Here is a 15,968-nt window from a genome sequence, read left to right as displayed (position 1 = left end):
TCCTTGTAAACAACGAATTTCATCGCTACGGCCTTGCGGAACTGTCGAGACGTCGTGCACAGTGAGGTCGTGGCCAGTCGAAGCGCAGACCCCAGGGACTCCCGCGAGTCCAGGAACGGCAGTCCCCAGTTGGACGCCGTCTCCCTCGCCATCATCGAGCAGCTGCAGCAGGACGGACGCCGCCCGTACGCCGCGATCGGCAAGGCCGTGGGCCTGTCCGAGGCGGCCGTGCGCCAGCGCGTCCAGAAGCTGCTCGACCAGGGCGTGATGCAGATCGTCGCCGTCACGGACCCGCTCACCGTGGGATTCCGCCGGCAGGCGATGGTGGGCATCAATGTCGAGGGCGACCTCGACCCTGTGGCCGACGCACTGACCGCCATGCCGGAAGTCGAGTACGTGGTGATGACCGCGGGCTCGTTCGACCTCCTCGTAGAAGTCGTCTGCGAGGACGACGACCACCTGCTGGACGTCATCAACAAACGCATCCGGGCCCTCCCCGGCGTGCGCTCCACCGAGAGCTTCGTCTACCTGAAGCTCAAGAAGCAGACCTACATGTGGGGAACCCGATAGCCGTGAGCACCAAGGACCTCAGCAAGACCGCGTACGACCACCTGTGGATGCACTTCACCCGCATGTCCTCGTACGAGAACGCGCCCGTTCCCACCATCGTCCGTGGTGAAGGCACCTACATCTACGACGACAAGGGCAGGAAGTACCTCGACGGTCTCGCGGGCCTGTTCGTGGTCCAGGCCGGCCACGGCCGCCAGGAGCTGGCCGAGGTCGCCGCGAAGCAGGCCGCCGAGCTGGCCTTCTTCCCGGTGTGGTCCTACGCCCACCCCAAGGCCGTGGAACTGGCGGAACGTCTCGCCGACTACGCGCCCGGCGACCTCAACAAGGTCTTCTTCACCACCGGCGGCGGCGAGGCCGTCGAGACCGCCTGGAAGCTGGCCAAGCAGTACTTCAAGCTCAAGGGCAAGCCGACCAAGTACAAGGTCATCTCCCGTGCGGTCGCCTACCACGGCACCCCGCAGGGCGCCCTGTCCATCACCGGCCTGCCGGCCCTGAAGGCCCCCTTCGAGCCGCTCGTCCCGGGCGCCCACAAGGTCCCGAACACCAATATCTACCGCGCCCCGCTCTTCGGCGACGACCCGGAGGCCTTCGGCCGCTGGGCCGCCGACCAGATCGAGCAGCAGATCCTCTTCGAGGGCCCGGAGACGGTCGCGGCCGTCTTCCTGGAGCCGGTGCAGAACGCCGGCGGCTGCTTCCCGCCGCCGCCCGGCTACTTCCAGCGCGTGCGCGAGATCTGCGACCAGTACGACGTGCTGCTCGTCTCGGACGAGGTCATCTGCGCCTTCGGCCGCCTCGGCACGATGTTCGCCTGCGACAAGTTCGGCTACGTACCGGACATGATCACCTGCGCCAAGGGCATGACCTCGGGCTACTCCCCGATCGGCGCGTGCATCGTCTCGGACCGCATCGCCGAGCCGTTCTACAAGGGCGACAACACCTTCCTGCACGGCTACACCTTCGGTGGCCACCCCGTGTCGGCCGCGGTGGGTCTGGCGAACCTCGACCTGTTCGAGCGCGAGGGCCTGAACCAGCACGTGCTGGACAACGAGTCCGCGTTCCTGTCGACGCTCCAGAAGCTGCACGACCTGCCGATCGTCGGCGACGTCCGCGGCAACGGCTTCTTCTACGGCATCGAACTGGTGAAGGACAAGGCCACCAAGGAGACCTTCACGGACGAGGAGTCGGAGCGCGTGCTCTATGGCTTCGTCTCCAAGAAGCTCTTCGAGTACGGCCTGTACTGCCGCGCCGACGACCGCGGTGACCCGGTCATCCAGCTGTCGCCGCCGCTGATCTCCGACCAGTCGACCTTCGACGAGATCGAGGGGATCGTCCGTCAGGTACTGACGGAGGCGTGGACGAAGCTGTAGTCCCGCGAAGCGACGAAGCCGAAGTCCCGCGAAGCGACGAAGCTGTAGTCCCGAGGCTCCGAGTTTCATCGGTAGCACCGAGTCTCCTCGGTAGCTCCGAGACTCCTCGGTAGCTCCGAGACTCCTCGGTAGCTCCGATCTTCCTTCTGGATGATCAATACCGGCCCCGGTGCCGTCCGTTCGAGTGAGAATGGGCGGCCCGGGGCCGCGTGCTGTCCAGCCTCCCGGCCCCGACTCCCTAGCGTGCCCAGTGACCGATCGGCCCTGCCTTCGTTCCCCCGTCCGGGGGACCGAGCGACCTCTCCGCTTAGGCATGGCACATCAGCTCTGAACCGAGGTGTACGCGATGGTGGCCCCGCCGGACAACGACGTGCTCTGGGCACGCGCCCTGCACGTCAAGCACAACGGCTCGCCCGCGCTCAGCGGTGTCTCGCTCGGCATCCGCGAGGGCGAGATCCTGGCCGTCGGCGGCCCGCGCGGCAGCGGCAAGACAACCCTGCTCCAGTGTCTGTCGGGCCAGCTGCTGCCTCAGCAGGGCGAGGTCTGGTTCAACAGCACGCCCGTGCACACCATGGGCCCGCTCACCCGCGAACGGCTGCGCCGCGACCGCTTCGGCTGGATCGACCCGGCCCCGGGCCTGGTCCCCGAGCTGAACGCCTGGGAGAACGCCGCGCTGCCCCTGATGCTGCGCGGCTGCGCACGCCGGGCCGCCAAGACCGCCGCCCTGGAGTGGCTGGAGCGCCTGGACATCGGCGGCTGCGCACGCAAGCGCCCGCACGCCCTGCTCCAGGCCGAGCGCCAGCGCGTCGCCATCGCCCGCGCGCTGGTCCCCACCCCCACCGTGCTCTTCGCCGACGAGCCGACCGCCCCGCTGCATCGCGCCGACCGCGCCCATGTGCTGCGTACGCTCACCACGGCGGCCCGCTCGCACGGCATCACGGTCGTCCTCGCCACGCACGACGCGGACGCCGCGGCGCTCGCCGACCGCACGATCTCATTGCTCGACGGACGGCGTGTGAACACCGTCCACCTGCCCCCGGTCGCCGAGACGGAAGGCCGGGCCGCGTGCTCGCTCTCCGTCTAGCCCGCGGGGCCCAGCCCCTCGTCCAGCTCCGCCGACTCCTGGTCGCCGCCGCCTCCGGGGGCACCGGGTTCCTCCTGCTCTGCACGCTGGGGTACGCGCTGACGCACCCGGACGCCTCGGCCGCCAGCGTGCTGCGCCTGGCCTGGTGCGTCGTCCCGCTCGCCGCCACGGTGTACTTCGCGGTCGCGGTCGCCCGCACCGACCCCTGCACCCGTCCCCGCCCCGGTCTCGCGGCCATCGGCCTCGGCCCGGGCCGTCTGATGGCCGTCTCCGCCGTCACCACGGCCCTGTCCACCACCCTCGGCTCCCTGCTCGCCCTGCTCTGCTTCCTGCACCTGCGCGGCGACCTGACGGGAATGCCGTTCGACGGCGCGGCGGCGGAGTTCCTCGGCGCGGACCAGTCGCTGCCACTGCCCGCGGCCCTCACCCTGCTGACCCTGGTGCCGATCGCGGCCTGCGTGTCGGTCGCGGTGGTCCTGCGGCCGCGGGGCGGAAAGCCGCCGCACGCGGGATGGTCGTACGGCCGCACATGGATCGCGGCGCGCCAGGGCGCACTGGGGATCGCCGCGGGGCACGGGGCGCGGGGCGCGGGGCGGTACGCCGAGGGCGGTCGCGGTTCGTCCAGCGCGGCGGGCAGGGCCGGTGCGGCTGCTGTGCACGAGGACTCGGGTGCGTACGGCGATCCGGATGCCCCCGGGGCCCCGGGCACGCACGACGGCTCCGACGCCATCGGGGGCACGGCGGCGCACACCGGCGCCAACGGGGACTCGACGGCGCACGCCCGCGGGGACGCCCACCGAAATCCGCGCGCACATGACCGCGCGGGCTCGCACGGGGACGCAACGGCGCACGCCCACCGAAACCAGCGCGCACACGACCGCTCCCGCGCCCACCGGAACGCGGCGGGCCACGACGACGCCCGCCGTGACGCGGCCGCCCTCGACCACTCCGACGCCGACCTCGACCCAGCCGCCGGCGAACGCCCCGACTTCCACTGGACCGCAGAGGCATACGCCAGCGGAGAGACCGACCGGAACCAGGGCGCACACGCCGACTCCGCCGCCCACCATCACCGGAACGCGCCCACCCACGACGACGCCCGCCGTGACGCGCCCACCCACGACGACGCCCACCTCGACGCAGCCGCCCACGAACGCCCCGACTTCCACTGGACCGCAGAGGCATACGCCAGCGGAGAGACCGACCGGAACCAGGGCGCACACGCCGACTCCGCCGCCCACCTTCACCGGAACGCGGCCACCCACGACCACTCCGACGCCGTCGGTCGCGCCCACCGCGGCGCCCGCCCGAACCCCGTCGACTACGGCCACTTCGGCGCCCCAACCCCGTACGACCGTTTCGACGCGCCCGGCAGCCCCGCTCACCCCGACCACCTGGGCCGCGGCCCAGCCGCCGAGTTGGACCCCCGTCAACTCCCGCCCCCGGAGTCCACACCGAGTGGCCTGCCCTGGGGTGCCGCCGCGCTCGCCGCGGGTCTCGCCGTGGAGACGTACGCGAGCCGTTCGGGCCCGGCCGCCTCCGGGCTCGCGCTGCCCGGCGGCTTCGTGGGCGGTCCGGTCGGGGTGCTGGCCGGCTGGGTGCTGACCGCGGTCGGTCTGGCGCTGGCGGGGCCGGCGATCACGTATCTGTGCGGGCGGCTGCTGCAGGCGGTGCGGCCGGGCGCGCTGCGGTTGCTCGCCGGGCGGGTGCTGCAGGCGGAGTCGCGGCGCATCGGGCAGCCGCTCGGCGTGGTGTGCGCGGTGGCGTCGGGCGGCTACGCGATGGCGACGCTGTACGCCGGCGCGCGCCCCGACTTCGGCCCGCTGACCACTCTCGGCGCGCTGCTGGTCGCGGGGTGCACGCTGCTGACCCTGGCGACGGCCGCCGTCGAGGCGAAGCAGGCGCGCGCGGACACCACGGCGGCGTTGTTGCGGCTGGGGGCGCCCGCCACGCTGCTCCGCAGCGCCGCGGCCCTGCGCGTCGGCGCGCTGCTCGCCCTGTTCGCCCCACTGACCTGGGCGGTCGCCGAGCTGGCCGCGCTCCCGCTGGTCCACTGAACCTGGAGGGACGGGGTCCGCTGAACCTGTAGGAACGGGGTCCGCCGATCCCGTACGAACGCATCCGCGGAACCCCCGTGGGAACAGACCCACTGACCCCCTGGAAAAAGTTCGCGTCGAGCGATGAGTTCCGCGCGGGCCCCCGGTCTACCCTCCGAACGGCACCTCACCGACGGGAGACCTCGCATGTACCAGCAGATGATCTTCGTGAACCTGCCCGTGGCCGACGTCGACACCTCGAAGAAGTTCTTCACGGAGCTCGGCTACACGATCAACCCGCAGTTCACGACGGACGACTGCGCCTGTGTGGTGATCAGCGACACGATCATCGCGATGATGCTGAGCAAGCAGCGCTACGCGGACTTCACCAAGAAGCAGATCGCGGACTCGACGAAGACCAGCGAGGTGCTGCTGTGTCTGAGCGCCGAGAGCCGCGAGAAGGTCGACGAACTCGTCGACAAGGCCCTCGCGGCGGGCGGCACGGGCAGCGGGGAGGCCATCGACCACGGCTACATGTACGGCCGCGCCTTCGACGACCCGGACGGCCACACCTGGGAGGTCATGTGGATGGACCCGGCGGCGGTCCAGGGCTGAATCCCGGGGCGGCCGAGCGCCGGTATCGGCACGGCGCCTAGCATGGCCGCGTGCAGCCGACACCCCTTCACGCATCCCATGACCGTGAGATCGAGTCCCTCGCCGAGTTCGACGAGATCGTCTCGGCGGGCGGCTCGCTCGCCCAGTTCCGCGTTCAGGCAGTCGATCTGACGGACCGTACGGCGGCGCTGCTGTCCGTGGACACCGCGGGTGCCGTCTTCCTCGGCTGCGCGATGGACCCCGAGGCCGCGGCGAAGGTCAGGGCCGCGGGCGCGCTGGTCTTTCCGCCCGTGCCCGGACTGCCCTTCGACCCGTACCGAGGCCTGCTCTACTCCCCCGACGAGCTCTTCGACTCGCTCGACGCGGGCTATGAGGCGACGCCGGACGCCCGCGCGTACGCCTGGTTCCAGCAGACCAAGGCCGACGGTGACGTCTTCGCCTCGATGCTGCGCGCGATCCACGACGACTCCGTCTCGGACGCGCTCGACGAACTCCTCCTCGGCGCGCGGGTGGTGGGCGTGATGGGCGGCCACGCGATGGCCCGCGGCACGCAGGCGTACGAGGGGGCCGCGCGCCTCGGCCGTGAGCTGGCGCGCGCCGGTTTCACGGTCGCCACCGGCGGCGGCCCGGGTGCGATGGAGGCGGCGAACCTCGGCGCGTACGCGGCCCCCTTCGAGGACGAGATGCTCACCGAGTCGCTCCAACTGCTCGCCAAGGCACCGTCGTTCACCCCCTCGGTGACGGACTGGGCGCGCGCCGCCTTCGAGGTTCGGGAGCGCTGGCCCTCCGGCGGCCCCTCGATCGGCATCCCCACCTGGTTCTACGGCCACGAGCCGCCGAACGCCTTCGCCGAGCACATCGCCAAGTACTTCGCCAACGCGACCCGCGAGGACGGCCTGCTGGCCCGCTCGAACGCGGGTGTCGTCTTCCTGCCGGGCGCCGCCGGGACCGTACAGGAGATATTCGACAACGCGACCCCGAACTACTACGAATCGCGTGGCGAACCCACTCCGATGGTCCTGGTGAACCGAGCGCATTGGACCGAAAAACATCCCACCTGGCCCCTCCTCCAGTCACTGGCCCGGGAGCGCTCGATGGAGTCGAGGATCGCCCTGGTCGACCGGATCGAGGACGCTCCGGAGGCGCTCAAACGTCTCGGTGGTTAATGACAAGGCAAAGCCAACGGCGGGGCGGGGCCTACGCATTGACAGCCCTTAGGCGGCGCTTATAAACCTGTGAGACTCCTGGGGGTGCTGTTGTCGCAGCTGATGCCACAACAGGGCTCCCATCACCCCCCGCAGTTGCGCAATCTGTGAAGGGCAATCGTGTCCATATCTCGCCGTACCGCACGTTCCGTGCGCATCCTCGGTGTTGCCTCCGCCTCGGCCGTGCTCGCGCTCGGCCTCGCGGGCAACGCACTTGCTTGCAACATCCGTGACTTCTCGGCCGTCGCCTCCTGCGACGACAACGGGAAGGGCATCATCACCGTGACCGACACGGACGCCTCGGGCAAGGAGGCCACCGTCTCGGTCTATCTCGAGTCGAACGGCGCCGACGAGAAGCTGGTCGGCACCCAGACGGTCACCGGCACCCGCGAGGGCGCCACCGTCACGTTCTCGGAGGACTGGGCCCCGAAGGCTCAGTACCGCGTGCACATCAAGGCCGCGGACATCGTCGACGAGGACATCTCGCCGAACCTGACCGCGCCGTCCGAGGCGTGCAAGGGCTCGGGCTCGGAGACCACGCCGCCGGCCTCGGAGACCCCGAAGCCGTCGGAGACTCCCTCCCCCTCGGACTCGGCGACCCCGTCGCCGGCTGAGAGCACCACCGCCCCCGCGACGACGGGCGACAACTCCCCGTCTCCCGCGGCCGGTGACTCCAACCTCGCCGAGACCGGTGCGAACTCCAACACCCCGATGATCGCCGGCATCGCCGGTGCGCTCGTCGTGGTCGGTGGCGGAGCGGTGTTCTTCGGCATGCGCCGCCGTGGCGCGTCGAAGTCCAACTGACGCACACCGTACGCACGTGTGGCCCGTCCCTCACGAGGGACGGGCCACACGCTTGTAGCGGGCCGCGCCTACCCGAACGTCGCCCGCTGCAGCCAGAAGTCCAGCAGCTCCCGCTCCCCCAGCACCTCCAACTGCCCGCTGTCCAGGGACAGTCGGCGATAGAAGCCGAGGAGTACGTCGGTGAGCGGGCCGCGCAGCGCGACGGTCGCCTTCTCGTGGCCGCGGCGCCAGCTGACGCCCTTCTCGCCGAGCTCGACGACCCATTCGGCGTTGAGCTCGGGGGTGGTGTCGGTGGCGTGGAGGTGGATGCTGCGGCCGGGACCGCGCAGTTCGGCCGCCGCGTCGTGCGGCTGCGTCCGCTGCAGGAACTCGACGATCCCGAGCCACTCGTCGATCGCGTCCACGGCCACGTCGGCGGCGACCTCGTACGGCAGCCCGGCGGCCAGCGTCGCGTCCGCGCGGTGGATCGCCAGCTCATGTGTCATCCGGCGCGCCCAGAACCCGGAGCTGAGGTCCCCCGCCCACGCCCACACCCGCGTGTCGGGCCCCGCCTCCCGCAGCGTGCCGACGAGCATCTCGCCGGTCTCCGCGAGCCAGGCGTCGAGGGCCGCGGCGTCACCTTCGGCCTCCGGACCTCCGATGAGCGGAATCCTGTCCTCGGGGACGTTCTCCTGCGCCCGCGTACGGACGATGCACTCGACCCAGCGCAGCGCCCCGCCGGTGTGCCGTACCAACTGCTCCAGCGACCAGTCCGGGCAGGTCGGCACGGTGGCGGACAGATCGGCACCGGCCGAGGCCAGCACATCCCTCAACTGCCGTACCTGCAGCTCGATCGCGTCGCAGTAGCGGTCATGTCCGAGTAGCGTCATGATCCGCACCTTATGCGGCGGGGGACTCCCCGAGTACGACAATTTCGGCTGCGTCGAACTCCACGCCGACCTCGTCGCCGGGCTCCGGCGCATCCCGCAGCGCGCACGCCGCTTCGAGCCGGGGCGCGTCCTCCGGTTGCAGATGTACGGCGACGTGGGTGCCCCGGAAGGTGCGTGCGGCGACGGTGCAGCGCAGCCCGTCCGCCGGGGCCACGAGCCGTACACCGGCGGGCCGTACGAGGAGGGCGCCCGGCCCCTGAGAGGCGCCTTCGGGCACCGGAACCTTCCCCCACGGGGTGTCCGCGGCCTCCCCGCTCACCGTCGCCTCGACCACATTGTCGAAGCCGAGGAAGCGGGCCACGAACGCGTCCGCGGGGTGCTGCCAGACCTCAAGTGGCGTACCGGACTGGGCGATCCGCCCGTCACGCATCACCACGACCCGGTCGGCGAGCGCGAAGGCCTCGCCCTGGTCGTGCGTGACGGCGAGCACGGTCGTTCCCAACTCGCCGAAGAGCTCACGGAGTTCGACGACAAGCCGTTCGCGCAGCGAGCGGTCCAGCTGGCCGAGCGGTTCGTCGAGCATCAGCAGGCGCGGACGGGGCGCCAAGGCACGGGCCAGCGCGACCCGCTGCTGCTCGCCGCCGGAGAGCTCCGCGACGGCCCTCCGCTCGGCACCCGGCAGCCCGACGAGTTCCAGCAACTCCCCCACCTGCAGGGCCTGTTTCCCCTTCGACGCCCCGTGCATCCGCAGCCCGAAGGCGACATTGCCGCCCACGTCCCGCTGCGGAAAGAGCTGGTGGTCCTGGAACATCAGGCCGACGCCGCGCTTGTGCGCGGGCACCGCCGTCTGGTCGCGTCCGTCCAGTACCACACGGCCCGCATCCAGCGTCTGCAATCCGGCCACCGCCCTGAGCAGCGTGGACTTGCCGCTGCCGCTCGGCCCGAGCACACAGACGATCTCGTGCTCGGCGACATCGAGGTCGACGGCGTCGAGCACGGGCCGCCCGCCGAAGCGTACGGTCGCGCCTTCGAGGCTCAGCAACATCTAGAACTCCCCGGTCCGGTCGGTCCGTACGCGCTCCAACAACAGCAGCGCCACCGCGCACACCACCATCAGGATCGTAGAAAGCGCCATCGCCTGCCCGTAGTTGAGGTCGCCCGCCCGCCCGAGCAGCCGGGCCACGGCGACCGGCAGCGTCGGGTTGTCGGGCCGCGCGATGAAGACGGTCGCCCCGAACTCGCCGAGCGACACGGCGAAGGCGAACCCGGCCGCGATCAGCAACGCCCGCCGCACCATCGGCAGATCGACCTCGCGCCACACCCGCCACGGCGACGCCCCGAGCACGGCCGCCGCCTCCCGCAACCGTTCGTCCACCGCCCGCAGCACGGGCAGCATCGTCCGTACGACGAAGGGGGCGCCCACCAGCGCCTGCGCGAGCGGCACCAGGATCCAGGACGCCCGCAGATCCAGCGGCGGCTCGTCCAGCGCGATGAGGAAACCGAAGCCCACGGTCACCGCGGAGACGCCGAGCGGCAGCATCAGCAGCGCGTCGAAGCCTCGTACGAGACGGCCCGCGTTACGGCGGGTGAGGGCCGCGGCCGCCAGACCGCCGATCACCACCGCGATGGCGGTGGCGGCGAGCGCGTACTCCAGCGAGTTGCCGATCGCCTCGATCGGCGCGACGAGGAAGATACCGCCGTCGTCGGAGGTCAGCGCCTTGTAGTACGCGAATCCGTAGCCGCCGGGGGCGTCGAGGGACCGCTGGATCAGCACGCCGAGGGGCAGCACGAGGAGGAGGACGATGCTCGCCAGCACCGCTGCCAGCAGGGCCCACTGCCCGGCCCCGTGCGGCCGGCGCGCCGTCATCTCCGGGGCCACCAGGCGCAGGGCGGTCTCCCGGCGCCGTACGGTCCAGGCGTGCACGGCGAGGATCGCGCCCACCGCCACGAACTGGATGATCGTCAGCACCGCCGCCGTCGCGAGGTCGAAGATCTCCGAGGTCTGCCGGTAGATCTCGACTTCGAGCGTCGAGAAGGTGGGGCCGCCGAGGATCTGCACCACGCCGAAGGAGGTGAAGGTGAAGAGGAAGACCATGAGCGCGGCGGCGGCGACGGCCGGGCTCAGGGCCGGCAGCGTCACCTTGCGCCAAGCGGCGAACCGGGAGGCGCCGAGCATCCGTGCGGCCTCCTCCTGGCGTGGGTCGAGCTGCGACCAGAGCCCGCCGACCGTCCGTACGACGACGGCGTAGTTGAAGAAGACATGCGCGAGCAGGATCGCCCACACGGTGGTGTCCAGCCGTACACCCCACAGCTCGTCGAGCAGCCCACCGCGGCCGACCAGCGCGAGGAACGCCGTACCGACGACGACGGTGGGCAGCACGAAGGGCACGGTCACGACGGCCCGGAGGATCTGCTTGCCCCTGAAATCGAAGCGCGCGAACACATACGCGGCGGGCAGCGCGATCAGCAGCGTGAGCGCCGTCGACGCGAGCGCCTGCCAGGTGGTGAACCAGAGCACGTGGCGGATGTCGGACTGCGCGAGCACGTCACCGATCCGCCCCAACTGCCAGGCGCCGTCGACCTTGAGACCGCGGGCCACGATCGCGGCGACGGGGTAGGCGAAGAAGACGGCGAAGAACGCGACGGGCAGGGCCATGAGCCCCAGCCGCGCCGCCCCTCCGCGCTTCTTGGGTACTGCTCGCGTCTTGGGTGCTACTTCAGTACGAGCGAGGTCCACGACTTGACCCACTGGTCACGGTTGTCGGCGATCTTGGCGGGGTCCATGGTCTCGGGATCCTTGGCCTGCGGGCCGTACTTCGTGAACTCGGCGGGCACGGCGGCGCCCTTGACCACCGGGTACACGAACATGTTCAGCGGCATGTCCTCCTGGAACTGCTGGGAGACCAGGAAGTCGATGAACGCCTTGCCACCCTTGGGGTTCTTCGCGTTGCTCAGCAGCCCCGCGTACTCGACCTGCCGGAAGCAGGTGCCGTTCGCGACGCCGGTCGGCGCGGTCGTCGGCTTCGGGTCGGCGTAGATGACCTCGGCCGGCGGGGACGAGGCGTAGGAGACGACCAGCGGCCGGTCGGCCGTGGCCTTCTTGCCGCCCGCGGACCCGGAGAACTCCTCGTTGTACGCCTGCTCCCAGCCGTCGACGACCTTCACGCCATTGGTCTTGAGCTTCTTCCAGTAGCCCTGCCAGCCTCCCCCACTCTCGGCTTCGCTCGAGCGGGAGGTGCCCCCATCGCCGTACTTCGCGGCGGTCCCGAGCAGGAAGCCGAGGCCCGGCGAGGACGTGGAGGCGTTCTCGGTGACGAGGAGGTTCTTGTACTCGGGCTTGATCAGATCGTCGAAGGACTGCGGCGGCGTCAGCTTGTGCTTGCTGAAGTAGGCCTTGTCGTAGTTGACGCAGATGTCGCCGGAGTCGATGGGCGTGACCCGGTGCTTGTCCTGGTCGACCCGGTACTCCGGCACTATGCGGTCCGAGCCCTTGGCCTCGTACGACTGGAAGAGCCCGTTGTCGAGCGCGCGGGACAGCAGGGTGTTGTCGACACCGAAGAAGACGTCGCCCTGCGGGTTGTCCTTGGTGAGGATCGCCTTGTTGACGGCCTGTCCGGCGTCGCCGTCCTTGAGGATCCTGACCTTGTACCCGGACTCCTTCTCGAACGCCTGCAGCACGCTCTTGGAGTAGGCGAAGGAGTCGTGACTGACGAGGGTGACGTTCTTGGAGTCCGCGGCTGCCTTGTCGCCGGATTCTGACGAGCCGCACGCGGACAGCGTGACGAGCCCAAGTCCGGTCGCCACAAGCGCGGCCGTGAACTTCGTGGTGGTGCTCACTGAATTCCTCCTGGGGTGACCAGGAAGAGACGCGGCCCTGCCCGGGACCCCTTGGCGGTCCCGGGCAGGGCGCAACAGCTTGAGTGATGCCCGAACTTCCTACCCAGAATGACCTGGGCAAGGTTCAGAGGGTCTGCGGCCCACCGGTGGTCCGGCTGCCGCACTCTCAGCGCTGTGGCGCTCCCCTGTCGGAATATGAAGATGTACTGACGCGGATCAGACTACCGTTCGGTCGCGGCGAGCTGACCGCACGCCCCGTCGATCTCCTGACCTCGGGTGTCCCGGATGGTCACCGGCACCCCGTGGGCCGCGATGGCCTCGACGAACGCCTTCTCGTCCTCGGGCCGCGAGGCGGTCCACTTCGAACCCGGGGTCGGGTTCAGCGGGATGAGGTTGACGTGCACCGGCTTGCCCTTGAGCAGCCGCCCGAGCCGGTCACCGCGCCACGCCTGGTCGTTGATGTCGCGGATGAGGGCGTACTCGATGGACAGGCGCCGCCCGGACTTGGCCGCGTACTCCCAGCCGGCGTCCAGCACCTCGCGCACCTTCCACCGCGTGTTGACGGGGACGAGGGTGTCGCGCAGCTCGTCGTCCGGCGCGTGCAGGGAGATGGCGAGACGGCACTTGAAGCCCTCGTCGGAGAACCGGTGGATGGCGGGCACGAGCCCGACCGTCGACACGGTGATGCCGCGCTGGGAGAGCCCCAGCCCGTCGGGCTCGGGGTCGGTGAGCGCGCGAATGGCCCCGACCACCCGCTTGTAGTTGGCGAGCGGCTCGCCCATGCCCATGAAGACGATGTTGCTCAGCCGTGCCGGACCGCCGGGGATCTCGCCGTCCCTGAGGGCGCGCATCCCGTCCACGATCTGGTGCACGATCTCACCGGTCGACAGGTTCCGGTCGAGCCCGGCCTGCCCGGTGGCGCAGAACGGGCAGTTCATCCCGCACCCGGCCTGCGAGCTGATGCACATGGTCACCCGGTCCGGGTAGCGCATCAGCACGGACTCGACGAGCGTGCCGTCGAAGAGCCGCCACAGCGTCTTGCGGGTGGTTTCCTGGTCGGTGGACAGATGCCGCACGACCGTCATCAGCTCGGGGAGCAGCGCCTCCTGGAGCTTGCCGCGCGAGGCGGCCGGGATGTCCGTCCACTCCGCGGGGTCGTGCGCGTACCGCGCGAAGTAGTGCTGTGAGAGCTGCTTGGCGCGAAACGGCTTCTCACCGATCGCGGCAACCGCCTCTTTTCGCTCGGCGGGCGTGAGATCGGCAAGGTGCCGCGGCGGCTTCTTGGCTCCGCGCGGGGCGACGAAAGTGAGTTCTCCGGGCTTAGGCATGGCTGTACCAGTGTCGCAGATCGATTCCTGTGACCTGCGTCAGTCGCTTCGCATGGTGGTCGTTGACGGCCGTTGCTGGTTGTCTTGGGCCACCGTCGGACGGCCCACAGACGGCCCCGCTGCGGCCGCGCGACCTGGAACAACGCTGAGCCAGAGAATCTCGCATCCCCGCACTCGGGGATCATGGGCGGCTCCTTGCCGATCCTCCCCTCTTCGGGAAGACCCGGGGAAGCTCAGGGCGAGCTACTAGGCGCTCCCCCATGGAGGCCGTTGACCTGTGACCCGTCTCGCCGGCTCACGAAATGGCAATGTCACGGTCAGTCTCACCGCAGGTGCGGTAACGGTGGTGCATGACCGACCCCGCCGCACCGCCAAGCCCCCAATGGACCGAGTGTTCCCAACTCACGGAAACCCCGGATGGCACTTCTCGATGCCGAGGTGAAGTTGTCGAACCCTACTCGAAATGCCTCTCGCATATTTCAACGGAAGAACGCACCAGGCATTTCAATTCCATGCACGAACGATCATCGGTGAGCTACCAAGGAACGCGTATTGACCCTGATCTTTTCCGACAGGTCACTTCCGTTCTCAACCATGGCAACACCCACGCTTACTTCACATATTGCAAGTTCACTGGCGCCATCCTAAGGATCACGGGAGCGTTCCGCTCCTATCTCTCATTTGCATCATCAGAGTTTCAAGGAATCACCCAGTTTAGCGACGTGGAATTCCTGGGAGACGTCGAGTTCACTGGAGCGCACTTCAAGGATTCGGCAATCTTTGACAGTGTCAAATTTCACGAAGGCGCCTCCTTTGACGAAGTGGACTTCTCAGACTGGGCTAACTTCGAGGACGCAATTTTCACCAAGGACGCCTTCTTTCAGAATTCGCGCTTCAAGAAAGCAACCTTCGATGGAGTTCAGTTTCTAGACTGGGCCCTCTTCGAGGGGGCTACATTTGGCATAGAGACCACCTTCAATAGGGCAACTTTCGAGAATTCCGCCAACTTCACGAATGTCACCTTCGAGGGTTTCGCCCAGTTCATTGAATCAAGATTTCTTGGGGCCGCCGACTTCCATAGCGTCACAGTCGGATCTGGCGGCGCATTCTTCACTAAGGCACTTTTCGCGGAGATGTCGAGATTCGGCCCTATACATTGCGAACAAGTTCTGGACCTAGCGCACGCACATTTCGAGCATCCAGTCCTACTCGACGTGGATGCAGGGAAAGCATCCCTAAAGCACACCGTATTCGCTTCGCACGCCTCAGTTCAGGTGGCACGGGCCGACGTAGACCTGACACATGCAGTTCTCAACCAGCCAGTCGACATCATTGGTGCACCCTTCACCCTCAACTTCGAAACTGGAGCCGTTCAGTCGGTTGCTTCTCTGACCTCACTTAGAGGTGTCGACTGCGCAATGTTGACAGTAGCGAACCTTTCGCTTACGAACTGCACTTTCAGTGGATCAATCCATCTAGACCAACTCCGTCTCGAAGGCCGCTGGTATTTCAATCGGAGCCCTCGTGGCTTTTCCATGACGCCCCCGTTTCGTCACACGAGTCGCCAAGTTATCGAAGAAGAGCGCCGTCGGCGTGCCCTGTCGGGCAGAGGCTCATCCCATCGCATCTGGGGCAATAGACCAATCGATAGAGTCACTCCTCGGTATGATGCGTTGGCGATAATCTATCGACAATTGCGGAAATCGCGCGAGGACGCAAAGGATGAGCCCGGCGCCGCAGATTTCTATTACGGGGAGATGGAGATGAGGCGCCTCAGTCGCAAATGGATTACGTCTGAGCGTTGGCTGCTGCAACTGTATTGGCTACTATCGGGTTACGGGTTGCGCGCGTCGCGCGCGCTAGGATGGCTTACCCTAGCGATGCTGACCACCATTTTACTCATGATGGCATTTGGGTTGCCCCAGGAGTCATCGAAACAGGAGGCAGTAGGAATAGTCCCGCCGAACGGGGGGAAGGTCACTTTCGAGATAGGCAACGCAGATCCGAAGAACCCTAGCGACGAACGGTTTTCTTCCATACGGTTCGAGAAATCGCTAAAGGCCACCCTCAATTCGGTAGTCTTCCGCTCCAGCGGCCAGGATCTCACAACCTCTGGCGACTATATTGAAATGGCCTCCCGCTTTTCCGAACCGGTGCTCCTCGGCCTCGCTGCACTTGCCGTTCGTGGGCGGGTAAAGCGATGACGGAAGGTCCTGGAGCTGACCACCTGGACAAAAACGAGGCCTCGACGTC

12 protein-coding genes, 2 pseudogenes and 1 riboswitch are annotated in these 15,968 nt (G+C 68.4%); of the genes and pseudogenes, 9 read left to right on the top strand and 5 right to left on the bottom strand.

Annotated elements, in window-relative coordinates; all coding sequences use genetic code 11:
• The first annotated feature begins 54 nt into the window (after positions 1 to 54).
• The 8 genes and pseudogenes from ACFY0T_RS27395 (at position 55) to ACFY0T_RS27360 (ending at position 7,681) form a co-directional block, all read left to right on the top strand.
• Positions 55 to 570 (top strand): Lrp/AsnC family transcriptional regulator, encoded by a 516-nt coding sequence (locus ACFY0T_RS27395; protein WP_388875753.1) that lies wholly within the window; start codon positions 55 to 57, stop codon positions 568 to 570.
• Positions 555 to 1,937, top strand: coding sequence for an aspartate aminotransferase family protein (locus tag ACFY0T_RS27390; RefSeq protein ID WP_388875751.1), 1,383 nt, complete (start codon positions 555 to 557; stop codon positions 1,935 to 1,937). Before ACFY0T_RS27395 ends, ACFY0T_RS27390 begins: the two co-directional genes overlap by 16 nt.
• A gap of 346 nt (positions 1,938 to 2,283) precedes the next feature.
• A complete protein-coding gene (locus tag ACFY0T_RS27385; RefSeq protein ID WP_388875976.1) occupies positions 2,284 to 3,021 on the top strand; it encodes an ABC transporter ATP-binding protein in 738 nt (245 codons plus the stop codon).
• A pseudogene (locus ACFY0T_RS27380) lies at positions 3,003 to 3,507 on the top strand (hypothetical protein); the annotation flags it as partial. The gene ACFY0T_RS27385 and the pseudogene ACFY0T_RS27380, both read left to right, overlap by 19 nt.
• A gap of 965 nt (positions 3,508 to 4,472) precedes the next feature.
• Positions 4,473 to 5,078, top strand: a pseudogene (locus ACFY0T_RS27375) (hypothetical protein); the annotation flags it as partial.
• A 186-nt stretch (positions 5,079 to 5,264) separates the two neighbouring features.
• Positions 5,265 to 5,672 (top strand): VOC family protein, encoded by a 408-nt coding sequence (locus tag ACFY0T_RS27370; RefSeq protein ID WP_388875748.1) that lies wholly within the window; start codon positions 5,265 to 5,267, stop codon positions 5,670 to 5,672.
• 50 nt (positions 5,673 to 5,722) lie between these two features.
• The gene (locus tag ACFY0T_RS27365; protein ID WP_388875745.1) at positions 5,723 to 6,838 is read left to right on the top strand and encodes an LOG family protein; all 1,116 of its coding nucleotides are present in this window, start codon (positions 5,723 to 5,725) and stop codon (positions 6,836 to 6,838) included.
• Between the two features lie 189 nt (positions 6,839 to 7,027).
• The gene (locus tag ACFY0T_RS27360) at positions 7,028 to 7,681 is read left to right on the top strand and encodes an LAETG motif-containing sortase-dependent surface protein (RefSeq protein ID WP_388875742.1); all 654 of its coding nucleotides are present in this window, start codon (positions 7,028 to 7,030) and stop codon (positions 7,679 to 7,681) included.
• 68 nt (positions 7,682 to 7,749) lie between these two features.
• On the opposite strand, the gene ACFY0T_RS27355 is transcribed toward ACFY0T_RS27360, so the two are convergent.
• From ACFY0T_RS27355 to rlmN, 5 genes are all read right to left on the bottom strand, one after another.
• Positions 7,750 to 8,550 carry a maleylpyruvate isomerase family mycothiol-dependent enzyme gene (locus tag ACFY0T_RS27355; protein WP_388875740.1) on the bottom strand — a complete coding sequence of 267 codons (801 nt, stop codon included), beginning with the start codon at positions 8,548 to 8,550 and terminating at the stop codon, positions 7,750 to 7,752.
• 10 nt (positions 8,551 to 8,560) lie between these two features.
• On the bottom strand, positions 8,561 to 9,595 hold the full coding sequence (locus tag ACFY0T_RS27350) for an ABC transporter ATP-binding protein (RefSeq protein WP_388875737.1): 1,035 nt from the start codon (positions 9,593 to 9,595) through the stop codon (positions 8,561 to 8,563).
• Positions 9,596 to 11,287 carry an ABC transporter permease gene (locus ACFY0T_RS27345; RefSeq protein ID WP_388875734.1) on the bottom strand — a complete coding sequence of 564 codons (1,692 nt, stop codon included), beginning with the start codon at positions 11,285 to 11,287 and terminating at the stop codon, positions 9,596 to 9,598.
• On the bottom strand, positions 11,263 to 12,387 hold the full coding sequence (locus ACFY0T_RS27340) for a thiamine ABC transporter substrate binding subunit (RefSeq protein ID WP_388875731.1): 1,125 nt from the start codon (positions 12,385 to 12,387) through the stop codon (positions 11,263 to 11,265). Before ACFY0T_RS27340 ends, ACFY0T_RS27345 begins: the two co-directional genes overlap by 25 nt.
• A 78-nt stretch (positions 12,388 to 12,465) precedes the next feature.
• Positions 12,466 to 12,584: riboswitch (TPP riboswitch) on the bottom strand.
• Positions 12,585 to 12,608: 24 nt separating this feature from the next.
• Positions 12,609 to 13,715 carry a 23S rRNA (adenine(2503)-C(2))-methyltransferase RlmN gene (gene rlmN / locus ACFY0T_RS27335; protein ID WP_388875728.1) on the bottom strand — a complete coding sequence of 369 codons (1,107 nt, stop codon included), beginning with the start codon at positions 13,713 to 13,715 and terminating at the stop codon, positions 12,609 to 12,611.
• A 350-nt stretch (positions 13,716 to 14,065) separates the two neighbouring features.
• Between rlmN and ACFY0T_RS27330 the strand changes: the two genes are divergently transcribed.
• The gene (locus tag ACFY0T_RS27330) at positions 14,066 to 15,919 is read left to right on the top strand and encodes a pentapeptide repeat-containing protein (RefSeq protein WP_388875725.1); all 1,854 of its coding nucleotides are present in this window, start codon (positions 14,066 to 14,068) and stop codon (positions 15,917 to 15,919) included.
• Positions 15,920 to 15,968 lie beyond the last annotated feature (49 nt).

The sequence above is a fragment of the Streptomyces sp. NPDC001530 genome, assembly GCF_042894545.1.
GTDB lineage: Bacteria > Actinomycetota > Actinomycetes > Streptomycetales > Streptomycetaceae > Streptomyces.
The sequence above is the reverse complement of the archived record's forward strand: the minus strand, read 5'-3'. Positions and strand labels throughout refer to the sequence as shown.

Coding starts and splice junctions, on each gene's coding strand:
- ACFY0T_RS27385 (WP_388875976.1), top strand. CDS start 2,284: ATGGTGGCCCCGCCGGACAACGACGTGCTCTGGGCACGCGCCCTGCAC.
- ACFY0T_RS27370 (WP_388875748.1), top strand. CDS start 5,265: ATGTACCAGCAGATGATCTTCGTGAACCTGCCCGTGGCCGACGTCGAC.
- ACFY0T_RS27355 (WP_388875740.1), bottom strand. CDS start 8,550: ATGACGCTACTCGGACATGACCGCTACTGCGACGCGATCGAGCTGCAG.
- ACFY0T_RS27350 (WP_388875737.1), bottom strand. CDS start 9,595: ATGTTGCTGAGCCTCGAAGGCGCGACCGTACGCTTCGGCGGGCGGCCC.
- rlmN (WP_388875728.1), bottom strand. CDS start 13,715: ATGCCTAAGCCCGGAGAACTCACTTTCGTCGCCCCGCGCGGAGCCAAG.
- ACFY0T_RS27330 (WP_388875725.1), top strand. CDS start 14,066: ATGACCGACCCCGCCGCACCGCCAAGCCCCCAATGGACCGAGTGTTCC.